This window comes from Brotaphodocola sp. (assembly GCF_983179755.1).
In genome coordinates this window covers 142,164-162,365 of record NZ_CFAHBC010000001.1, presented here as the reverse complement: position 1 = coordinate 162,365, position 20,202 = coordinate 142,164, and the positions used below count along the sequence as shown (strand labels likewise).

At 46.1% G+C, this 20,202-nt stretch carries 17 protein-coding genes; 6 read left to right on the top strand and 11 right to left on the bottom strand.

The annotated features are described in order from the left end of the window. Nucleotides 1–231: 231 nt before the first annotated feature. The 3 genes from AC4EVX_RS00680 to AC4EVX_RS00670 form a co-directional block, all read right to left on the bottom strand. Nucleotides 232–1,590 (bottom strand): CitMHS family transporter, encoded by a 1,359-nt coding sequence (locus AC4EVX_RS00680; RefSeq protein ID WP_177978099.1) that lies wholly within the window; start codon nt 1,588–1,590, stop codon nt 232–234. A gap of 510 nt (nt 1,591–2,100) precedes the next feature. Beyond that, a complete protein-coding gene (locus AC4EVX_RS00675; protein WP_177978100.1) occupies nt 2,101–2,469 on the bottom strand; it encodes a RidA family protein in 369 nt (122 codons plus the stop codon). Nucleotides 2,470–2,575: 106 nt separating this feature from the next. After that, nucleotides 2,576–2,851 (bottom strand): type II toxin-antitoxin system HicB family antitoxin, encoded by a 276-nt coding sequence (locus AC4EVX_RS00670; protein WP_177978101.1) that lies wholly within the window; start codon nt 2,849–2,851, stop codon nt 2,576–2,578. A gap of 407 nt (nt 2,852–3,258) precedes the next feature. Between AC4EVX_RS00670 and nudC the strand changes: the two genes are divergently transcribed. Then, nucleotides 3,259–4,119 carry an NAD(+) diphosphatase gene (gene nudC, locus AC4EVX_RS00665; RefSeq protein ID WP_177978102.1) on the top strand — a complete coding sequence of 287 codons (861 nt, stop codon included), beginning with the start codon at nt 3,259–3,261 and terminating at the stop codon, nt 4,117–4,119. Nucleotides 4,120–4,230: 111 nt separating this feature from the next. Here the strand turns inward: nudC and AC4EVX_RS00660 are convergent, their stop codons facing one another. Further along, nucleotides 4,231–5,316: an AI-2E family transporter gene (locus AC4EVX_RS00660; RefSeq protein ID WP_490159355.1), complete on the bottom strand. Its 1,086-nt coding sequence runs from the start codon at nt 5,314–5,316 to the stop codon at nt 4,231–4,233. 75 nt (nt 5,317–5,391) lie between these two features. Beyond that, nucleotides 5,392–6,162: a pseudouridine synthase gene (locus tag AC4EVX_RS00655; RefSeq protein ID WP_177978104.1), complete on the bottom strand. Its 771-nt coding sequence runs from the start codon at nt 6,160–6,162 to the stop codon at nt 5,392–5,394. Between the two features lie 279 nt (nt 6,163–6,441). Between AC4EVX_RS00655 and trhA the strand changes: the two genes are divergently transcribed. After that, nucleotides 6,442–7,092 (top strand): PAQR family membrane homeostasis protein TrhA, encoded by a 651-nt coding sequence (gene trhA, locus AC4EVX_RS00650; RefSeq protein WP_308450953.1) that lies wholly within the window; start codon nt 6,442–6,444, stop codon nt 7,090–7,092. Between the two features lie 134 nt (nt 7,093–7,226). On the opposite strand, the gene AC4EVX_RS00645 is transcribed toward trhA, so the two are convergent. From AC4EVX_RS00645 to AC4EVX_RS00630, 4 genes are all read right to left on the bottom strand, one after another. Beyond that, on the bottom strand, nt 7,227–7,520 hold the full coding sequence (locus tag AC4EVX_RS00645; protein ID WP_177978128.1) for a GIY-YIG nuclease family protein: 294 nt from the start codon (nt 7,518–7,520) through the stop codon (nt 7,227–7,229). Nucleotides 7,521–7,575: 55 nt separating this feature from the next. Continuing rightward, nucleotides 7,576–9,000 (bottom strand): MBOAT family protein, encoded by a 1,425-nt coding sequence (locus AC4EVX_RS00640; protein WP_177978106.1) that lies wholly within the window; start codon nt 8,998–9,000, stop codon nt 7,576–7,578. Next, the gene (locus tag AC4EVX_RS00635; protein ID WP_490159354.1) at nt 9,001–10,170 is read right to left on the bottom strand and encodes an alginate O-acetyltransferase AlgX-related protein; all 1,170 of its coding nucleotides are present in this window, start codon (nt 10,168–10,170) and stop codon (nt 9,001–9,003) included. 473 nt (nt 10,171–10,643) lie between these two features. Continuing rightward, nucleotides 10,644–12,104, bottom strand: a complete 1,461-nt coding sequence (locus AC4EVX_RS00630; protein WP_490159353.1) for an alanine/glycine:cation symporter family protein — start codon at nt 12,102–12,104, stop codon at nt 10,644–10,646. Nucleotides 12,105–12,743: 639 nt separating this feature from the next. Here AC4EVX_RS00630 and tnpA point away from each other — a divergent pair. The 3 genes from tnpA to AC4EVX_RS00615 all read left to right on the top strand — a co-directional run bounded on the left by tnpA (nt 12,744) and on the right by AC4EVX_RS00615 (nt 15,816). Further along, a complete protein-coding gene (tnpA, locus tag AC4EVX_RS00625) occupies nt 12,744–13,145 on the top strand; it encodes an IS200/IS605 family transposase (RefSeq protein ID WP_177978108.1) in 402 nt (133 codons plus the stop codon). 21 nt (nt 13,146–13,166) lie between these two features. Then, entirely contained in the window at nt 13,167–14,627 is a 1,461-nt protein-coding gene (locus AC4EVX_RS00620; protein ID WP_177978109.1) for a transposase, read from the top strand. A gap of 208 nt (nt 14,628–14,835) precedes the next feature. After that, complete coding sequence (locus tag AC4EVX_RS00615) at nt 14,836–15,816, top strand: zinc dependent phospholipase C family protein (protein WP_177978110.1); 981 nt, start codon at nt 14,836–14,838, stop codon at nt 15,814–15,816. 107 nt (nt 15,817–15,923) lie between these two features. Here AC4EVX_RS00615 and AC4EVX_RS00610 read toward each other — a convergent pair whose 3' ends face one another. Continuing rightward, nucleotides 15,924–17,168: an MBL fold metallo-hydrolase gene (locus AC4EVX_RS00610; protein ID WP_177978111.1), complete on the bottom strand. Its 1,245-nt coding sequence runs from the start codon at nt 17,166–17,168 to the stop codon at nt 15,924–15,926. A gap of 286 nt (nt 17,169–17,454) precedes the next feature. Here AC4EVX_RS00610 and AC4EVX_RS00605 point away from each other — a divergent pair, with 286 nt between their 5' ends. Then, nucleotides 17,455–19,020, top strand: coding sequence for a BCCT family transporter (locus AC4EVX_RS00605; RefSeq protein WP_177978112.1), 1,566 nt, complete (start codon nt 17,455–17,457; stop codon nt 19,018–19,020). 213 nt (nt 19,021–19,233) lie between these two features. Here AC4EVX_RS00605 and AC4EVX_RS00600 read toward each other — a convergent pair whose 3' ends face one another. After that, the gene (locus tag AC4EVX_RS00600) at nt 19,234–20,181 is read right to left on the bottom strand and encodes a glycosyltransferase family 2 protein (protein ID WP_177978113.1); all 948 of its coding nucleotides are present in this window, start codon (nt 20,179–20,181) and stop codon (nt 19,234–19,236) included. Nucleotides 20,182–20,202 lie beyond the last annotated feature (21 nt).

Here is a 20,202-nt window from a genome sequence, read left to right as displayed (position 1 = left end):
CTTCTTCCTGTCTCCCCTCATTATATCGACCGCAAAGAAAAAAGGCAACGCCACTCCGAAGAGTCACATTGCCTTTTCCTTACTATTCTTAATCTTAACTATCCTTATTTTTTTCTTAATCGTATGATTCAAGATCCAATAACTTCTCAGCTACTGTTTTTATGTTCTGACACAAAACTTCAATCATTCAATCATGCTCTGTTTTCTTTTTATACAACCTGTGCGATCAGATTATAACGGCATAATGCCAAGTACAATCGCAATCAGCATACACACGATACTGAATCCCCATACCCAAAGGAAGCTGTTCTTGATGTGATCCTTAATGTCCACATCTGCAAGACCAACACCCAGCAGAGTAGCCGGTACCATCGGGCTGATGAAGGTTGCACAGTTACGGCAAACAACCATTGCTACTGCGATCGGCATAGCAGAAACGCCAAAGCCCTCGCCGATTCCGATCATAACCGGAAGCATTCCGTAGAAGTAGCTGTCTGTATCGAATGCCAGTGCCAGCGGTACACTCAGGATACCGATTACTAACGGCAGATGCTGACCAAGTGCTGCCGGAAGGATGCTACTGATCAGGTTGGACATGCAGGTGATAACACTGGTCACACCCTCGATATCCTTAACCAGAATACCCATCAGAACTGCTGCGCCCATAAGGGTGGAGCACATCATCAGAGCCGGACCAGAATGCATGTTGATGATCTTCTTCTGCATCTTTGCGCCCGGATAGTTTACCAGAATTGCTACTGCAACACCGATCATGAACGGTACATAGCTCGGGAAGATATCCTTGATCAGCAGAGCGATAACTGCGATCGTCAGGATGATGTTGAAGATGAACAGTTTCGGACGAGCCAGATCCTTGTTCTCCTCAGAAGCAGCTGCCTCTTCCTCTGCGCTGTGAACGCCAGCCTCTTTTGCAAGTCTACCATTTAAACCTGCACCGCGCTTCTGCTCGATAACACCGTTGATAACAGCAACAACCAATGCCAGAACGATACCACATGCCTGAATCGGCAGAAGGGTCTGCCACAGAGAAGATGCCTCGATACCAAGAACCGTAGCCGCACGCATTGTCGGACCAGCCCACGGCATCAGGTTTAAGACACCCATGGAAATAACTGCGATACGAAGCAGGGTAACCGGACGCATATGCATCTTCTTGTAAACCGGAAGCATTGCCGGAACTACAATACAGAAGGTGGAAGCGCCACCGCCATCGAGATGTCCGATCAGGGCAATGATAGCGGTCATTACACAAACGCCGATAACGTTGTCCTTTACCAGAAGCATCAGCTTACCGATAATAACATCGAACATTCCGGCATCTGTCATGATACCGAAGTAAAGAACGCTGAATACAAACAGTGCCGCAGTCGGACCTGTGCTGGAAAATCCGCTCTTAATCAGCTTTCCAATGTTTTCCCAGGAATAGTAACCACCCAGGACAAGAATCAGTGCCAGTATCATCGGGAACGTAATGAACGCGATACTCGGCAGAGTTTTGCTCTTAAACAGGGTTACCACGATGGCAACGATGCAGGCAAAACCAAGAAGACCTACAACAACCTCTGACATACTTTCTTTCTCCTTTGCACTTTTTTGATCTGTTTTGTGCCAGATTAAGCATAGTTTTTATGCAATAACTATAACACTTGTATTTTTTTACGTCCAATATGTATTTTTTTATATCGCATATAAGTCAATACCTATAAACTTTTTGTAAAATTTTTCCATAAACTTTATAAACAAAATTTCTCAAATTCTTCTCAAATCCACGCGCACACCAGAATATTACATCAGAATATTATTCGCAGCAGTATCCTTGGATTTCACAAAAAAGGACATAAAAAAAGAATGTGCCTTGGCACATTCTCGCGCCGAGGCGCGGTTGCTTCAGCAACCATCTTCTCCTGCGCTGAGTGCGCATCCCTGCGGAGCATTTTTTGTATGATAGGACGCAATTTCCTATCATATAAAAAAAGACAGATGAGTCCCATTTTCTGCGCACTCATCTGTCCTTTTCGTCCATTCCGCCTTCCGGCACATTCTAATCTTTTTATCAATCTTCCTTAGATCGTTCGTTCTTTATTTCTCAGCGATTGCCTCAACCTCACACAGAACGCCCTTCGGAAGATCCTTCACTGCAACACAGCTTCTTGCCGGTTTTGATACAAAGTACTTTGCATACACCTCATTGAATGCTGCAAAATCTGCAATATCTGCAAGGAAACAGGTTGTCTTGACAACCTTCTCATAGCCACTTCCACCAGCCTTCAGGATCTCGCCCACGTTCTTGCAACTCTGCTCTGCCTGTGCGGTGATTCCCTCCGGAATACTTCCGTCTGCCGGATTTACCGGAATCTGACCGGATGCAAATACAAGTCCACAGCTCTCATATCCCTGAGAATACGGTCCGATTGCGCCCGGTGCCTTCTCTGTTGCGATTACCTTCATCTTTCGTCTCCTCCTGTACCGTTTTTGTTTTCTTTCTTTAATCTTTCTTTTTTAGTTTCTCTCTTTTATCTTTCAAGGGTTTTCGCCCTCTCCGATCAAGCCTCACTCAATCACTGTCAGGAAGCAGTTTAATTCGTACCATAATATTGCGCACAAATCCGTCTTCCGGCACTTTGATGTCCTCCGGATGGGATGTCTCCGGAAAATGTCCGCCTTCCTCTAATTCCAGAAACAGCCAGTCATACGCTGCCTCTCTCGCCGCATCGAGCGTATCTTCCAGATCTCCGCCATCTGCATAGCAACATTCCAGATCCGGAAATTCTGCATGAAATCCATTGTCATCCTTGTGCGGAACAATCACCGCTGGATAAGTAAAAGTCATTTTGCAATCTCCTCTCCGCACGCCATTGGCATTCCGTCTTGTAGCGGATCGTCCTGTGTGCATTTTTGTTTCAAGTCAACGCTTGCGAAGATTTTGCGCGCGATTCTGGTCAGCTTTGCTGACATCTTCCAATCATAATCACTGCGCTTCTCCGTTTCACTGCGGTCGGTGCAGAACAAGCGCCACCGGCGCTTTGCACCCACTTTGAGTTATTATACGTCAATCCCGCCAATCTGTAAACGGGTGAAAACTTGCACCTGCAAAAAACTCCTGCTATAATTAATCGCAAACTTGTACTTACATGCCATGCCTGCAAATTTGGGCAAAAACCAGAAGAGCAGAAACCCCAAAAAAGATGATATAAAAAAAAGTAAAAAAGAAGAAACTGGAAAGGAAGAGAAACAATCATGATTCAGGATATCGCCCCACACCACTATGACAATGCCTACCAACCGGATGCGAAACCCTCACCCGACAGCTACGCGCTGTACTTTGAACCACACAGGACCCTCGTTCACTTGAAAAACACCTCAGATTCCCGCGAATTCGATTTTCCCCGTTTTCGGGATCTTGAGAAGGAAAACGATGACATTTACGAGCACTGCATCTACCTCTTTGCGATAGACGGTCAGGACTTCTATCTGCTTGAACACATCACGATTCCGGCTCCGTCCCACTTTTCTATGGAAAGCACGCAGATTTTCCGCAATTTTTCCCCGCGCTTTCTCTCCTTTGCCGGAATCACCGGATATCAGCTATCCAACTGGTACCAGAGCCGACGCTACTGTGGACGCTGTGGCGCACCACTTCGCAAGCACGAGAAGGAGCGCATGATGTACTGCGACCGCTGTCACCAGATGGAGTACCCGAAGATCAGCCCCGCTGTCATCATCGCTGTCACGGACGGAAATCGCCTTCTCCTCTCAAAATACAATGGGCGCACCTACAAGAAATACGCGCTTCTCGCCGGATTCACCGAGATCGGTGAGACGCTTGAACAAACAGTCTCCCGCGAAGTAATGGAAGAAGTCGGTCTGAAAGTCACAAATATCCGCTACTACAAAAGTCAGCCATGGTCGTTCTCCGACACCCTGCTTGCCGGTTTTTTCTGTGATCTCGCAGAGCACGATTCGATTCATCTCGATCAGGAAGAATTGTCCCTTGCAGAGTGGTTTGAGCGCGAGGACATCCCGCTCGAGGACGAAGATCACGCAAGCCTGACCCACGAGATGATCCGTTTCTTCAAGGAACATCCTGAGAAATTCTGATTTTCTGTTACTGTTCACGCATTGTGCAGACAGCAACGATTTTCTCGCCCCATCTTACACTCTCATCTCGCGCTCTCATCTCACTCCCAATCAGCAATCATCACTCATTAATCAGCAATTATCGGGGGCCTCGTGCCCCCAGACCTGATTCAAATCACGGATCAGCAAAAATCCTGCCGGTCCAAGCAAAAATCCAAAAATTCCAAACAGTTGCACTCCCACATACATCGACAAAAGCGTCTCAAACGGAGTCATTCCAACTTTCCGGCTCATCAGCTTCGCCTCCAGAATCTCCCGCAGGAAATAGCAGATCACATAGATGACAAAGAGCCAGATTGCTCTCTCCCATTTTCCCAGAATCAGCATCAGAATCGCCCACGGAATCAAAACTGTCCCGACGCCAAATACAGGAAGTGCATCGAGAATCCCCACTGCAATTCCAACAAGCAGATAGTAGGGATTTCCCATCAGCCAAAATCCGACAACGCAGATCAGCGTCGTAATCACGAGAAGAATTCCCTGTGCGCGAAGGTAGGCCGTCCCGGCATTTGTAAGACGCTCGCAGACCCGGCTCCACTCCTCATGAAACTCAGACTGGCGAAAACGTTTTTTCCAGAAATCCATCTCCTGCACAAGAAGCCCCGTCGCAATCAAAACGATCGCCCCGAAAACTCCCATATAGACGAAAAAGCGCAGGCAGGAGGCAGAATGGTTCACGAACAATGTCATCGCCCTCTGTCTTAAGCTGAAAATTCCTTCCTTGAGCATCGCTCTCACCGCAAACACCGCCATATCCGTTTTGAGACAAAAGGTCTGCTCCGTCAGACGACAGAGCTTTGTCAACCCGCGATCCATCTCCTGAACCCAGAACGGAAGGCGCTCTGACAGACGAACCAACTCCTGAAAAAGTTTTCTTCCTCCAAGGCTGACAATTCCCATCAAAATCGCAAAAAGAAGCAACAACTCGAACACCGCAACTGCGCCCTCCGGAATGATCAGCTCTCTCCTGATGCCGGGAACTTTCCACCGCAAATGCCGGGAAATCTTCTGTGCGGACGGCCAAAGCCACACTGCAAACAGTACGGCAAACAGAAAGGGAACCACAAGGGGCAGCAGAAAGCGGAATACTCCGTATACTGCACCCGTGATTCCCAGAATGCGTAATATCTTCTTCAGTTTCTTTTCTGGTTTACCCATGGACTCACCTGCTTCTGATTTGTACTTCCTTTGTACATTCCTAGTGTGTCCACAGCAAACCAAAATATGCATGACTCAGCTTTCCGGTTTTTCAAAATTTCTGAAAATTTCAGCAGATGGCAGATGCTCAAAAGAAACTCTGCGCCCAAGTGCCGGATGAATAAAGCTCAGTGAAAACGAAGAAAGTGCAATCTGAGGCTGTCCCCCTCTTCTCCTATTTGTTTCCTCATTTTTCCCATTCTGCGCCAGGGTAGAGGCACTTTCCGGCATCTGCATCGCAGAGCCTCCAAACATCGGATTGTATTTTCCATCGCCCCAGAGCGGAAGTCCATGCCCCGCCATCTGAACGCGAATCTGGTGGTGACGTCCGGTCTTGAGTTCAATCTCCGCAAGCGTCAATTCCCCCCACACCGGGTCAGTCCGAAATCCGACAACACGACAGATCAGTTCCGCGCGCTTCGCTCCCTCTGTTCCTCTCGCCACGATTCCAGAAACATTTCCTGCCTCATCCTTTTTCAGATAATCCACAAACGTCTCCTCATTTGATTCCGGTCTTCCGCAGAGAACTGCAAGATACTTCTTCTGCATTTTTCTCTCCGTGACTTGAAGGCTCAGCGCACCTGCCGTCTTTTTATCCTTCGCATAGACCATCACTCCGCTGACCGGTTTGTCCAGCCGATGAATCACGCCCACATACGGCTCGCCCTGTTTCTTCGATGTTTTAAAAATGTGTTTGCGCACCTCACTCACCATATCTGCACCAAACCCGCGACTCGACTGAGACTCGATCCCGACAGGCTTCCAGACAACAAGAAGATATTCATCCTCAAAAATCACCTGCAACATATGCTCATTCCTCCAAATTCTCTTTTATTTTTCTTTTGCTATCACAGTTTCCATGTTTTTGATCCTGTACATGGGTAGAAATTTTCCCCCCGCCTTAATCTCCCTCTTGTATTTTTTTTGCGCAAGTGGTATAGTATAGAAAACATTTGCATATAGTTTTCAATACTACATTGTAGGGTTTTTGAAATTTTAAAGTTTTTGTTTTATTCGCATCTGTTTATTTTGTTTTATTTGGTACTCTTTCTCTTTTGAGTACCTCATCAGACTGGAGGGATTTTTATGTTACAGAAAATCAAAGACCCGGGCAGTGCCCTGACTCATTTCATCGCGATGATCCTTGCACTGTTTGCATCCATACCGCTCATCATCAAAGCTGCCCACACTCCGGACCACATCCACGTGCTCGCACTGACCATTTTCATCACAAGCATGATTCTGCTGTACGCGGCAAGCACCATCTATCACACACTTGACATTTCTCCGAAAGTCAACCAGATGCTTCGCAAAGTTGACCATATGATGATCTTCATCCTGATCGCCGGCACTTACACCCCGGTGTGCCTCCTCGTTCTCGGAGATCACACCGGCTGGACACTGCTCGGAGCTGTCTGGACGATCGCGATTGTCGGAATTGTAATCAATGCACTCTGGATCACCTGCCCTAAATGGTTCTCCTCAATCATCTACATTGCGATGGGCTGGGTCTGCATCTTCGCGTTCGGCAAGATTGTCTCTGCCCTCCCGGCAGAAGCCTTCGGCTGGTTGCTCGCAGGCGGAATCATTTACACCGTTGGCGGTGTGATCTATGCACTGAAACTTCCGATCTTCAACTCCCGCCACAAGAACTTCGGTTCCCATGAGATTTTTCATCTCTTTGTGATGGGTGGAAGTCTCTGTCATTATATCATGATGTATGCATTTGTTGCATGACTTAAGTTGAATGCCGTTCCTGCACTCAGGTCGACGCTCACAAGCATCGACCTGGCACATGATTCTGGTCAGCTTTGCTGACATCTTCTTATCAAAATCACAGAAATTGCTCGGCCATCACCGATCTGATGAGTTCAAGTCGACACTTGTTCAGACGAAGCGACCGGTGGCTGAGCATATTTTTTGTTTCCGTTAATCAAGTCCAGCTTTTCTGCCCTTCTGAGCTGCTTGATCTCCCACTCCCGTCTCATCGCCTCCTGCTTTGTCGCAAACGTCTCATAATAGACAAGCTTCACCGGTCTTCGACTTCTCGTGTACTTCGCACCATGTCCCGCATTGTGCGCTTTCACTCGTTTTTCCAAATCATTCGTCCAGCCACAGTACAGACTCCCGTCTGCACACTGAATAAGATACGTAAAACAAGTAATTTCCCGCAACCTTCCTTCCAACACAAAATCTCCTCCCACAACAAAACGAAAATTATCAGAACCGGAAATAAATGAACGGATTATATCCACTCGCCATCATCTCACAGACGGAAAGGAAGAAGACCACAGTGATTCCCAGATCTGCAACCATTCCGAGATGGTGACGCTCCAGCCACGAGCGCAGACCGGAGAAAAACGGCGTACAGCAAAGAATCGAGATCACAGACAGCAGAATAAATTTCGGTCCTGCCATCAGCTCTGCCAGCTCGCGGTCAAGACTTCCCATCCATTTCATTGAACACATCTCTCTCAGAAATCCGATTGCCTGGGAACACGTCTCCGCACGGAAAAACACCCAACCGACTCCGACAACAATCAGTGTATACAGATGACGCAAAATCGCGGGCAGCCGCTCAAGAATTTTTCGAAATCCAAGGCGTTCCACAATCAGAAAACATGCAAAATAGAGCCCCCAGAACAGAAAATTCCAGCTTGCCCCGTGCCAGATTCCCGTCAGCGCAAATACAATCAGGTAATTGCGGCAGTTTTTCGCTGTACTGCACCGACTTCCCCCGAGTGGAATGTATACATAATCCCGAAACCAGCTCGAGAGCGAGATGTGCCATCTTCTCCAGAACTCTGCAACACTCTTTGAGAGATACGGATGATTGAAATTTTCCGGAAAATGAAATCCAAAGATTCGTCCGAGTCCGATCGCCATATCGGAATATGCCCAGAAATCCAGATAAATCTGAAGACTGTAACAGAAAATCCCGGTCCACGCATAGATCATTCCCATTCCCGGTTTCTGACCAAAAGCGAGATCCGCTCCCTTTCCCATCGCATTTGCCAGCAGAATCTTCTTCGCAAATCCACACATAAAACGGAAAACGCCCTCATAGACATCGTCGAGACGACTCTCCCGCTTTCCAATCTCCGTCTCCACATCGATGTATCGCACAATCGGTCCCGCAATCAGCTGAGGAAACAGCATAATATAGAGCGCCAGCCGTGAGAGACTCTTCTGGCAAGGGACACGATTCCAGTACACATCAATCAGATAGGACATGATCTGAAACGTGAAAAACGAGATTCCGATCGGCAGAACAATCTGAGGAATCAGGCTTTCGATCTCCCGTCGCAACAGAAAACCTCCAAGAGAGGCAAATGTCTCCCCGAGAAGATTCAAATATTTAAAAACGATCAGGATTCCGAGATTCCAGGCGATTCCCGCCCAGAATACCAAGCGACGCCTCCGCCCTTCGCTCTCACTCAAAATCAGTCCGATTTTCCAGTTCACAAAAATCGAGACGAAAAACAGCCCCAGATAGCCAAATCCGCCGTACCCGTAAAAGACAATCGAGGCAATCAGTAAAACTGCATTTCGCAGGCGAACATCTCGCCGAATCGACGCAAGCGCATAGCACAGCAGGGTCATCGGCAAAAACAAAAATAAAAATACCGGTGATGAAAATACCATTTACTCGCCAGCCTCCTCACTCTCCAGAATCTCCGGGTGTTCCAACACATAGTCGATAAACCCAAAACTCATATCGGACACTGCCGTCTCATTCACTTCAAGAACAACAAGATCAATGTCCCTGAGATACGCTCTCATATCCACAGCCTCATAGTCCGTGAACGGAACGACATTTTCAAATTCATCTGTAAAAATCTGTCGGTTCTCCATCGAGACATTCTTTCCAAAATAGTGATTGCGGATCAAAACCGACAGGCTCTGTCCCATAAAGCTTCCACCCCGGCAGAGAAAGCCCGGCGCAGACGTCGTCGGGTCATTCATCTCTATTACCGGCTCATAGTAGGAATCATACGGTTTTTCGAGCGTATTGAAAACCTCAAATGAATCCGCATCCGGATAGACCGGTTCTTCACACGGCTGTGCCGACACCGTCATCTCCGGAAGCTGATACCCACTCTCCGCCTCCAAATACTCGCCAAACGCATTTCCAACAACATTTCCGACGTAGACCGACCAGTGCAGACCTGTCCGATAAAACAGTGGAACTCTGCTGTCAAATTCCTGTCTGTGTTCGTTGATATAAGCGATGCTGTCAAACCATTTCAAATGACTTTTTGCCAGCCCTGCCGTCAGCTTCTCGTAGTTTCCGGCTTCCTGATTCTTCGGCGCCATCGCCGTGTCCACCCATGGAAGCTCATCCTCCATGTAGCGCACCTTGTTCGGCGTGATAAAAATATACATCTGTTTTCCATGCTCTTCCAGCAATGCCTCAAGACGCTCAAGTTTTCCGATCAGTTCCTGCATTCCATCCTCACTGATCGGCGCAAAATACTGAAGATAGTAACTCACATTCTCCCAGCTGAACAGATTTCGATCCCGGTTCATGCTGTAATTGATGTTCGACACAGTATGAAGCGCAGAAAATGTAATCTCATTGCGCAGTCTGACCATGAATGGCTTTCCCGGAAGATGTTGCTGCACATAGGTCTCAAATTCCGACTGGGCGCTTCCATCCACCAGTTTTTCAGCAGAGAGCTTCGGAAACTGAGCCGTATTCTCCACTCCGTCAAGCGCAAATTTCTCATCACTCTTTTTCAGCAGAAGCGGAGATGCCAGCACAAGCACCGCCATCGCAATCGTCATCACCTGTCTTGCCCGCCTCAAATGCATAGTTCCCTCCTGTTTTTTTCTATCGTTTTTTATTTTCTCTTATCTCTCTTATATTTCCTTTATCACCCTTCGGTCTGGTCAGGTTCCCACTCATTTTTTATTTAAAAATCGTATAAACCAAGCCTGTCCCTCATCCTATCACATTTTCTGTGAAAAGTATATCGTATCCCTCAACTTTCCGTTTTTCCTTGTTCATATTTCATTCATAAATCATTCAAAAACCTTTTACATAATCAACACGATTTCTTCACGATTTTCCCATATACTATAACCATAAACAACAAAACAAGTTGTTTATGAAGTGCCAAAAAGATTTTTTTCATAATACTTTTGAGCTGATACGAACGTGAATAATCAGCTCTCCTCCCTTTTTACCTCTTCAAAACATACGTGGAAAGGATCTCTCAGCTGCGGAGAGATCCTTTCTCGTTGTTTATCCTACTTTATCCTGTTTTTTCTTATTTTTTGATTTACTATTTTCGTTTTCCCGGAAAAACAACATTTCCCGAGAGCATCCACAACGACAACAGATTCGGATATGCCATCAGTGCATTACAAAGATCCGCCAGTGCCCAGATTAAGTCGAGTCGACACAATGCTCCCGCACACACACTCCCCAGATAGAGAATCCGGTATAGATTCCCAGTTGTCTTTGCTTGCTTCTCCCATTTTCTGTTTTTTGTTGTTCTCTCTCTGTTTTTTGATCTGCCTTCCCACATTCCACCTAAACGCATCCGCAAATATTCCACATTCTGTTCTCCCATGTAATACCACGCAATGATTGTCGCAAACGCAAACACGATCATCGCGACTGACATCATCCACTCACCAGCCATCCCAAGTTTTCGCCCAAAACACCACGATGCAAGCACTGCTCCATCCCCGACTCCGACTGCACTTTCCCCCGCCTGCCTCTGCACGCAGAGAATCACCACAGCGGTCAAGGTGCAGACGACCACCGTGTCAAAAAACACCTCAAACATCGCCCACATACCCTGCTCCTCAGGTGTCGTCTCTTCGGTCGCTCCGTGAAGCACTGCCAGACTTCCAAGCCCCGCTTCGTTAGAAAACACGCCCCGCGCCATCCCGTAGCGCACACTTTTAGAAAACAGGATTCCAGCAATTCCCCCTCCGACCGAGCGAAAAGAAAAGGCATCGCGGAAAATCTCTCCAATCACTCCCGGAAGAACAGGCAAACACTGCACAATCACAAGCACCGAACACAGAAGATAGATTCCTGCTATCGTCGGCATCAAGCGCTCAGAAACTCTCGCGATCCGCTTCGCTCCGCCGAAAATCACCAGTCCACAGCATATGGAAATCATCCCTGCGCCCAAGATTGGCGGAACTCCAAATCCATATTCTAAAGTCTCCTGAATCGAGTTTGCCTGCACCATGCTCCCCATTCCAAGAGATGCCAGACACGCAGAACCCGCATAAAAAATGCCCAAAAGAGGGGCTTTAAGCCCCCGCTCCATATAGATCATCGGACCACAGATCCAAGTCCCATCCTCCCTGCGAAAGCGAAATTTCTGTCCCAGACTTGTCTCTGCATACGCAGTTGCCATCCCAAGCAACGCACAGACCCACATCCAGAACAGCGCTCCGGCTCCGCCTGCCGTCAGCGCAGTCGCGACACCGACGATATTTCCCGTTCCGATCGTCGCCGCAAGCGCTGTACATGCCGACTGAAAGACCGTAATCTGTTCCTGATCCTGATTCTCCCCATCCTCCTTAATCCTTATTGCATCTCTGCTTTTCTCCGTCTCGCCCGTCATCTTCAAAATGCTCCCGATCGTGCAATTCCACCAGTATCCAAACCGAAAAATCGGGAAACCGCCAGAACGGACAAAGAACCAGATTCCCGTACTCAAAAACAATACCAGTGTCCACGGTCCCCACAAAATCAAATGCAACTCTTGTATCACCCGCATAGTTCCCATCCCTGCCTATCTCAGATTTTATTTTACTCAAGGAGACCACCGCTTTCTGACACAACCAGCACGAATCTTTTGTGGTCTTCTCTGCTCTTTTCTGCATCTCTATGCGATTTATATGCGAAATTCAACCTACTATATACAGGAATTTTGAACTCAGAAGTGAATATGTAATAATTCTAATTGGGATATGTCAGCAGAACTGACCAAGACCTCACGGCGACGGAAGACGGGAAAGCTACTGCAAACCCGTTGCGTTCGCTTTGCGTATCAAGGATGCGCCAGTGATGCATGATGCATCCGCTGATTGAAGCAGGAGCGCAAGCGTATTTGCAGGACTTTTCCCTCTGGAGGAGCCACGCGAGCGAATACACCAACACACTAACATGCCAACTTGTGTACAGTAACACTTGCTACACAAACGCTAATAAACGGTAATGGATTCCTCTCGTATTTCCCCCTAAAATATGCTATGATAAAGACAGATCAAACACGTTTCCAAAGCGTCCTTGACATATTTTACAATGAATGCGCTATCCATCCCACGCCTTTAGGTGTGGGATGGATAGCGCAAAACAATCAAGAAATGTGTAAGCAATAATTGATTTTATACACATATAGCAGTATAATATATGTATGGAAAATAATTATAGACATACAAATACAACCGTATCTTTGATAAACTATCATTTTGTATTTTGTCCGAGATACAGAAGAAAGATTTTTCTAATACCGGATGTTGAAAAACGCTTTAAAGAACTGGTCAAAATAAAATGTAAGGAGCTAGAAATTGAAATTATTGCAATAGAATGCGATAAAGACCATTCCCATATGTTCTTAAATTGTCTGCCGACCTTGAGTCCATCCGATATTATGCAACAAATTAAAGGATACACGAGTAAGATACTTCGAGAAGAATTTTCTGAATTGTCTAAAATGCCTAGTTTATGGACTAGAAACTACTTTGTTTCTACTGCTGAAAATGTATGTAGTGAAACAATTAAGAAGTATGTAGAGGATCAAAGGAAACGATATTAAACGGAGAGTGAGGTGAATATTATGGCAAATTTTGTAGTTCAATTTCCATTAAAAACAGAATCTTATCAAGAAGATGTTTTGAATAAACGGTTTGAAATTGGAAGAAAAATTTATAATGCTTTGGTAAGTGTTTCTCAAAAGCGTTATAAAGAAATGATTAAAACCAAAAAGTATAGAAATTTGATGTCGATGCTGACTGGAAACAAAAAATCAGATAAACTAATTTGGGACCAGATTGATCAGATGCGAAAAGACTACAATTTGACCGAATATTTCCTTCACGCTGATGTAAAAGAAATGCAAAAGCATTTTAAGAAAAATATGGATTCGTTTACCGCTCAGAAAATTGCAACTACATTATGGAAAGCATACAAGAAGTTGTTTTATGGAAATGGAAAACAGATCTATTATAAGCGATATGGAGATATGAATTCTCTGGAAGGAAAATCGAACTCTACGGGAATTCGCTTGATTAATGAGCATTTAAGCTGGAATGGATTGCAAATACCAGTGAGGATTGATTGGAAAAACCCTTATGAAGCCCAGGCAATGCAATCTGAAATTTCTTATTGTCGAATCGTTAGAAAGTTTATTCATAACAAGTACAAATTTTATGTTCAAGTAGTTTTTAAAGGAACACCACCCCAAAAATTTAATAGCGAAACTGGAGAAATGAAACATCCTCTTGGTGACGGAGATGTTGGCATTGATATTGGAACTTCTACGGTTGCAATTTCCAGTAAAACAGATGCGAAACTTTTAATTTTAGCAGATAAAGTGCAAAATATTGAAGATAAAAAACGCAGGCTGTTAAGGAAAATGGATCGCAGTAGACGCGCAACAAATCCTGAAAACTACAAGGAAGACGGAACGGTTAAGAAGCAGGGAAATAAGAAAGTTATTTGGAATAAATCAAAGCATTATATGAAATATCAAAATCAGTTAAAGGAATTATATAGAAAGCAAGCCGATGTCCGAAAATATCAGCACGAATGTTTGGCGAATTATATTCTCTCTCTTGGTAATAACATTTATGTTGAAGAAATGAATTTTTCTGGACTGCAAAAGAAAGCAACTAAAACCGAAAAGAATGAAAAAGGAAGGTTCAAGAAAAAGAAGCGATTCGGGAAATCTCTCGCAAAGAGAGCGCCTGCTATGCTATTGACGATTATTAATCGAAAACTTGCTTATTATGGATTGAATTTGATAGAAATTAATACCTTTAAAGCAAAAGCCAGTCAATTTAATCATATAACAGGTGAGTATCATAAAAAATCACTTTCAAAACGATGGAATGACTTAAACGGAATGAAGATTCAGAGAGATTTATACAGTGCTTTTTTAATAATGAATATTTCAGGTGATTTAGAAAATTTTGATATAGAGAAATGCAATGACAGATTTCATACTTTTAAAATACTTCATGATATAGAAATTCAAAGATTAAAAAATACCCATACTTTGAGTAGTATGGGCATTTAAAAAGTAGAAAAAACGGTTTTGACACGAGCCGTATGTTATCGTTAATTCATTTATTAGAATGATTGATAATGAAAGTTTCATGGAAATGAATCAGTCTTATATACTTTCGAGCATATTTGGAAGTTCATGTATATGAGACCCCAACGAGCTTTAGCCGTTGGAGTGTCAGAACGTTTTATCAGACTTTTTGAGAGAAAGAAGGATTTTTATGCCTGGATTTACTACTCACTATATTTTGGGAATGAAGGCATACAACGACCTCCCCAATAACCAATTGAAATACATCGTCGCGAAATACCGATGGCTCTACCAGCTCGGTCTTCAGGGACCGGATATCTTCTTCTACAACATTCCGATTCTGCGCCACCGCGACTATCGAAATGTCGGTTCCTACATGCATGAGCATCACATTCAGGATTTCTTTTCCTGTTATTTAAAGCACCTCGCAAAGATTTCTTCCCGACAGCAACGCGAGGAGGGACTGGCATATTTCTGCGGATACCTCTGCCATTACATCGGAGACTCGATCTGCCACCCCTATGTCTATGGAAGAATCGGTTACGATGCCAAACATCCAAGCAGTCACACGCACGGTCTTCATGCAGCCCTCGAGAATGACATTGACGCGCTCCTGCTCATGAAATACAAAAAGAAAAAGCCGTCCCAGTTCAACCAGGCGGCTTCCATCTGCTTAAATGGAATGGAGATGCAGTTTATCTCCCGTTTTCTGTCTGAATGTATCAATGAGGCGTACTATCCGATCACTTACAGCAACAACTTTCAGGTAACCCCCTCGATGGTCTACCGATCCATCCTTGCGATCCGTTTCGGATGTCGGACACTCGCAGACCCCAACAGCTCCAAGCGAAATAAAATCGCTTTTATTGAACGCCTGCTTCGCCGGAGTCCGATTGCCTCACAAAAGCTCGTCACGGACGAAGTCAAAAATCCGCGCAAGTGTCTGAACCTCGACCATGAGATCTGGTGTAACCCTTGGGATCGTCGTCTCGCATCCCGAGCATCCTTCCCGGATCTGTTCCGTCAGTCGCTCGCCAAGTGTAACTCCGTGTTTGCGATCATCAATTCTGCTGTCGTCGGAAATAAGGAGATTTCCAAACAGGAGCTCTCCCGCCTGCTTGACGAGCTTGGAAGCTACTCCTATCACAGCGGTCTCCATGTCGAAGATTAAAATAAAACTTGCAAACAATCCGGCAAACCGTTTTCCTCCTCGTCTCCTTCGAGAGATCATGCTTTGCCGGATCTGAATGTTTCATTTTTTTACTTCCAATCATCCAATCAGCGAATTACCTGGTCCCCGTCCTTCATGCAGTAATTTCTACTCACATTCAACTTCTTGACCCACGCTTTTGTCTCAGGTGTCGTATAGCTTCCACCCTCATTGTCCCAGAGCCACTGTGGAGTTGGCCACAGGCAGACCGAAGGCTGAATCGCCTCATAGACATTTTCCTCCACACCGTTCTGACCATGATGTGCCATCTGAACCATATCCGATTTCAGCCCGCCTCCAGCCTGTTGAAGCAGATGTGCTCCACCCTTCTTCTGAAGATCTCCGAGGAAGAGAATCGATTTTCCATTTACCACCATTCGATAGGCGACCGAAGCATCGTTTCCGTCTCTCTCCCCGACTTCCTCCGGCTCATACCGATCATTCATCACCTGAATCATCACATCATCGACCTTAATCTCATCTCCACGCTTTACAGTCTGGCAGACTCCCGCCGGAAGTGCAGACAACTGCTGAAGAATACTCATCGCCGTTCCGAGATCTCCGAGTTCATGCTTTTGATACCACTCCGCACTCGCAAAATTATAGTAAATGTGATCGATCGTGATTCCGGTATCCTCCCCATCTGCCTCATTCGTCAGAAGTTTGAGCAATGCTCCCACATGATCCGTGTGAGCGTGCGTCAGAAACCACGCACTCACATGACCACCTTCTTTCTGAATTTGCTCCATCAGGTAATCCCCGTCATCCCATCTTCCTCCGTCCACAACAATCAGTTTTCCCGACTTTGTTTTCAACAGAAACGACATCATCTGTCCCTTTGTCTGGGACTGCAACATCCGAAGCTCTGCTCCACCAAGATGCGGTGTCGTATCCCGCTCCGACTCAGGCTTTTCCCCCTCTGTGATCAGCTCTGCCTGATCATTTGACGCACTCTGAGTATCCTGAGTGCCCTCACCACTCGCATTCAGATTTTCTGTCCCATCAGAATTCCCGTTCTCCGTTCCTGCCTCTGTCTCTGTTCCAGAATTTTCCGCGCTTCCCCCATTGGCTCCATTTACTTCGTCTGCTTCTTGTTGCCCGCTCTCCTGAACCTGAACCTGTCCGGCCTGCCTAGACGCCTCCATCCCTTCGCTGACCAGACGATGACCTGCTGTTCCAACCACTCCCACTGCAAGCAGAGCGACAAGAAACGCAAGTAGATTCCCTCCATTTCTTCTTTCTCTCTTTCTGCTCTTTCCCCGCTGATTCGTTCTCGCTCTTCTCATTTCCCTGTCACGCACTCCCTGCTCCATCTCCGACTCTCTCCTAAACTCCGCAGAATTTTTTAACCCACTTTTAATAATCATATAACTCCTCTCTTGTATTCTATCAGAGTTCGCACCTTCGTAAAACCCTGTCCACAGAATCTTCATAAAATTGAATAAATCTTTAGAATTCCGAAAGAATTTTTCTGCTTGCATTTTGGTGCTCCCGGTGGTAATATGTTCAATAAGATTTGTATTTTAAAATTTTTGAACACTAAACTCTGAACTTTTTTCAAAAGTTCAGAGAATCATCCCAAAGGAGGATCATTTTATCATGGATCAAAAACATTCTAGGAAACCTTTGCTTGCACAGCTTGATCTCTTTGATACCGTATTCGCATTTTTGTGTATCACCGCTCTGTGCATCTGGTTCGTCGTCAGTCCGGAGCGCTCCTCACAGGTTCTCTCCTCGATCCGCAGTTTTCTCGGCGATGAGATGGGAAGTTACTACCTGCTGATCGGTCTCGGTATTTTTCTGTGCTCCCTGTACCTGGCATTTTCCCGTTTTGGACAGATCCGACTCGGCAACCTCGAAAAACCGCAGTACTCAGGCTTTCAGTGGGGCGCGATGATGTTCACGGCCGGACTCGCAGCCGACATTCTGTTTTACTCCTGCTGTGAATGGATGCTCTATGCCTCCGACCCACATATCGCAGAGATGGGCGCGATTCAGGACTGGGCTTCCACCTATCCGCTGTTTCACTGGGGTCCGATCCCGTGGGGATTCTATGTGGTTCTCTCTGTCGCTTTCGGATTCATGCTCCATGTCCGCAACCGGGAAAAACAGAAATATTCTGAGTCCTGTCGACCGCTCCTCGGCAACCGTGTGGATGGCTGGGCTGGACGAATCATCGACCTCGTCGCTGTCTTCGCGCTTCTCGCCGGAACCGCAACGACATTCTCCCTCGCGACTCCTCTGCTTTCTCTTGCAGTCAGCCGTGTGACCGGAATTCCCCAGACCACAGGTCTGACGATCCTGATCCTGATTGTTGTCTGCGCAATCTACACATTTGCAGTCTTCTTCGGCATGAAGGGCGTACAGCTCTCCGCTTCCTGCTGTACCTACCTGTTTTTCGGACTTCTCGCCTACGTCTTCTTTTTCGGCGGTGAGACCCGCTTCATCGTGGAAGCAGGCATCACTGCGCTCGGAAATCTTGCGCAGAATTTCATCGAACTTGCGACATGGACGGATTCGATGAGAACCTCCTCGTTCCCACAGACCTGGACGATCTTCTACTGGGCTTACTGGATGGTATGGTGCGTCGCAGTCCCATTTTTCATCGGCACGATCAGCAAGGGCAGAACGATTCGCCAAACGATTCTCGGCGGTTATCTCTACGGTCTTTCCGGCACCTTCACTTCCTTCATTATTCTGGGAAACTATGGTCTCGGGCTTCAGATGCACGGAAAAATCGATGTGCTGACTGCTTACGCCTCCGATGGCAACCTCTATCAGGCGATCATCTCCCTGCTCAGTCATCTTCCCGCATCAAAATTTGTCCTGATTCTGCTCGTCCTGTGCATGGTGACGTTCTACTCAACGACATTTGACTCGATCACGATGGTTGCCTCATCCTACACCTACAAAAAGCTCGATCACGATCAGGAACCGGACCGCCGTGTTCGCCTGTTCTGGGCGATCTTCCTGATTCTGCTCCCGGTTGCCCTGCTGTTCTCTGAGAACTCGATGGCAAATCTTCAGACGGTGTCAATTATTGCAGCCTTTCCAGTCGGAATCATCATCATTCTGATTCTCGCGAGCTTTTTCAAGGATGCAAACGACTACCTGAAAGAAAACGAAGCCGAACACCCAGCGGAAAACCGGAAAAACAGAAATTAAGATTTCTCCGCATTGATACATGTAAAAAAGAATGTGCCGAGTGCGCATCCTCGCGGAGCGTTTTTGTATGACAGGATGCAATTTCCTATCATACAAAAAAAGACTGACTCTTGCAATCTGTCACGATTCGCAAGAGCCAGTCCACACTTCTTCTAATTCTAATTTTCAGTTTTGTTTTTACCTTTTTTCATCCAGATTCCATAAATCCATATCTTATGAATCCATCTCTTCCGGATTCTTCAGATTATCCGTCTTCTCCACAATATAGATCGGTCTGTCTTTGAGTTCACTGAACAGAATCGCCATGTACTCCCCGATGATTCCGACAATCACAAAGAGGACTGCAAACATAAAACAATTTAAAATCACGATCGTCGCATATCCGCTCGGTGCTCCCTGTCTCGTGCACAGGGTATAGATCATCACTGCAATTCCGAAACACACTGCCCCGACACCCGCATACATGCCAAGTTTTAATGGCAGGTTGGAAAAGCACATGATCGTGTTCATCGAAAATGCAAACAGTTTTCTGAGACTGTATTTGCTATGACCTGCCACGCGGTCCTGCGCCTCGTACTCGATGATTCCCTGCTTAAATCCGATGCTCTGCACATATCCTCGCAGAAAACGCACCTTCTCGCGGTAATTTTTCCGAAGCACATCCCCCGCCTGTCTTGAGACGGCAAAAAAATCGGAGGCATTCGGCTCAAATTTCACATCGGAGAGCGCATTGATCAGCGCATAGAAGCCTGCGGAGGTAATATTTTTGATCAGTCCCGCCGACCGATTTTTCGTCCTGACCATGCTGATGACCCCACAGCCCTCCTCCAACTTCTCAATGATCGCCGGAAGACACTGGGGTGGATGCTGGAGATCGGCGTCCATGCATACAATCGCATCACCGGACGCATAATCAATCCCCGCAATCATCGCGGACTCATGTCCAAAGTTTCTTGAAAAATAGATCACCTTTACTTTTTGATCATTCTGTGCAAGATCCCGCAAAATCTCTGCACTTCGATCTTTACTTCCGTCATTGACAAACACAAGCTCGTAATCCCAGTCAAGACTCTCCAAAATCGGCTTTGTTGTCTCGTAGAACATCGGAAGTGCCTGTTCCTCATTGTATACAGATACCACGACGGACAATACTTTCTTCATGTCATTTTCCTCGTCTCAGAG

Excerpts from the sequence above, each read along its gene's own strand:
- AC4EVX_RS00680 (WP_177978099.1), bottom strand. The coding sequence starts at position 1,590 with ATGTCAGAGGTTGTTGTAGGTCTTCTTGGTTTTGCCTGCATCGTTGCC.
- AC4EVX_RS00675 (WP_177978100.1), bottom strand. The coding sequence starts at position 2,469 with ATGAAGGTAATCGCAACAGAGAAGGCACCGGGCGCAATCGGACCGTAT.
- AC4EVX_RS00670 (WP_177978101.1), bottom strand. The coding sequence starts at position 2,851 with ATGACTTTTACTTATCCAGCGGTGATTGTTCCGCACAAGGATGACAAT.
- nudC (WP_177978102.1), top strand. The coding sequence starts at position 3,259 with ATGATTCAGGATATCGCCCCACACCACTATGACAATGCCTACCAACCG.
- AC4EVX_RS00660 (WP_490159355.1), bottom strand. The coding sequence starts at position 5,316 with ATGGGTAAACCAGAAAAGAAACTGAAGAAGATATTACGCATTCTGGGA.
- AC4EVX_RS00655 (WP_177978104.1), bottom strand. The coding sequence starts at position 6,162 with ATGTTGCAGGTGATTTTTGAGGATGAATATCTTCTTGTTGTCTGGAAG.
- trhA (WP_308450953.1), top strand. The coding sequence starts at position 6,442 with ATGTTACAGAAAATCAAAGACCCGGGCAGTGCCCTGACTCATTTCATC.
- AC4EVX_RS00640 (WP_177978106.1), bottom strand. The coding sequence starts at position 9,000 with ATGGTATTTTCATCACCGGTATTTTTATTTTTGTTTTTGCCGATGACC.
- AC4EVX_RS00635 (WP_490159354.1), bottom strand. The coding sequence starts at position 10,170 with ATGCATTTGAGGCGGGCAAGACAGGTGATGACGATTGCGATGGCGGTG.
- AC4EVX_RS00630 (WP_490159353.1), bottom strand. The coding sequence starts at position 12,104 with ATGCGGGTGATACAAGAGTTGCATTTGATTTTGTGGGGACCGTGGACA.
- tnpA (WP_177978108.1), top strand. The coding sequence starts at position 12,744 with ATGGAAAATAATTATAGACATACAAATACAACCGTATCTTTGATAAAC.
- AC4EVX_RS00620 (WP_177978109.1), top strand. The coding sequence starts at position 13,167 with ATGGCAAATTTTGTAGTTCAATTTCCATTAAAAACAGAATCTTATCAA.
- AC4EVX_RS00615 (WP_177978110.1), top strand. The coding sequence starts at position 14,836 with ATGCCTGGATTTACTACTCACTATATTTTGGGAATGAAGGCATACAAC.
- AC4EVX_RS00610 (WP_177978111.1), bottom strand. The coding sequence starts at position 17,168 with ATGGAGCAGGGAGTGCGTGACAGGGAAATGAGAAGAGCGAGAACGAAT.
- AC4EVX_RS00605 (WP_177978112.1), top strand. The coding sequence starts at position 17,455 with ATGGATCAAAAACATTCTAGGAAACCTTTGCTTGCACAGCTTGATCTC.
- AC4EVX_RS00600 (WP_177978113.1), bottom strand. The coding sequence starts at position 20,181 with ATGAAGAAAGTATTGTCCGTCGTGGTATCTGTATACAATGAGGAACAG.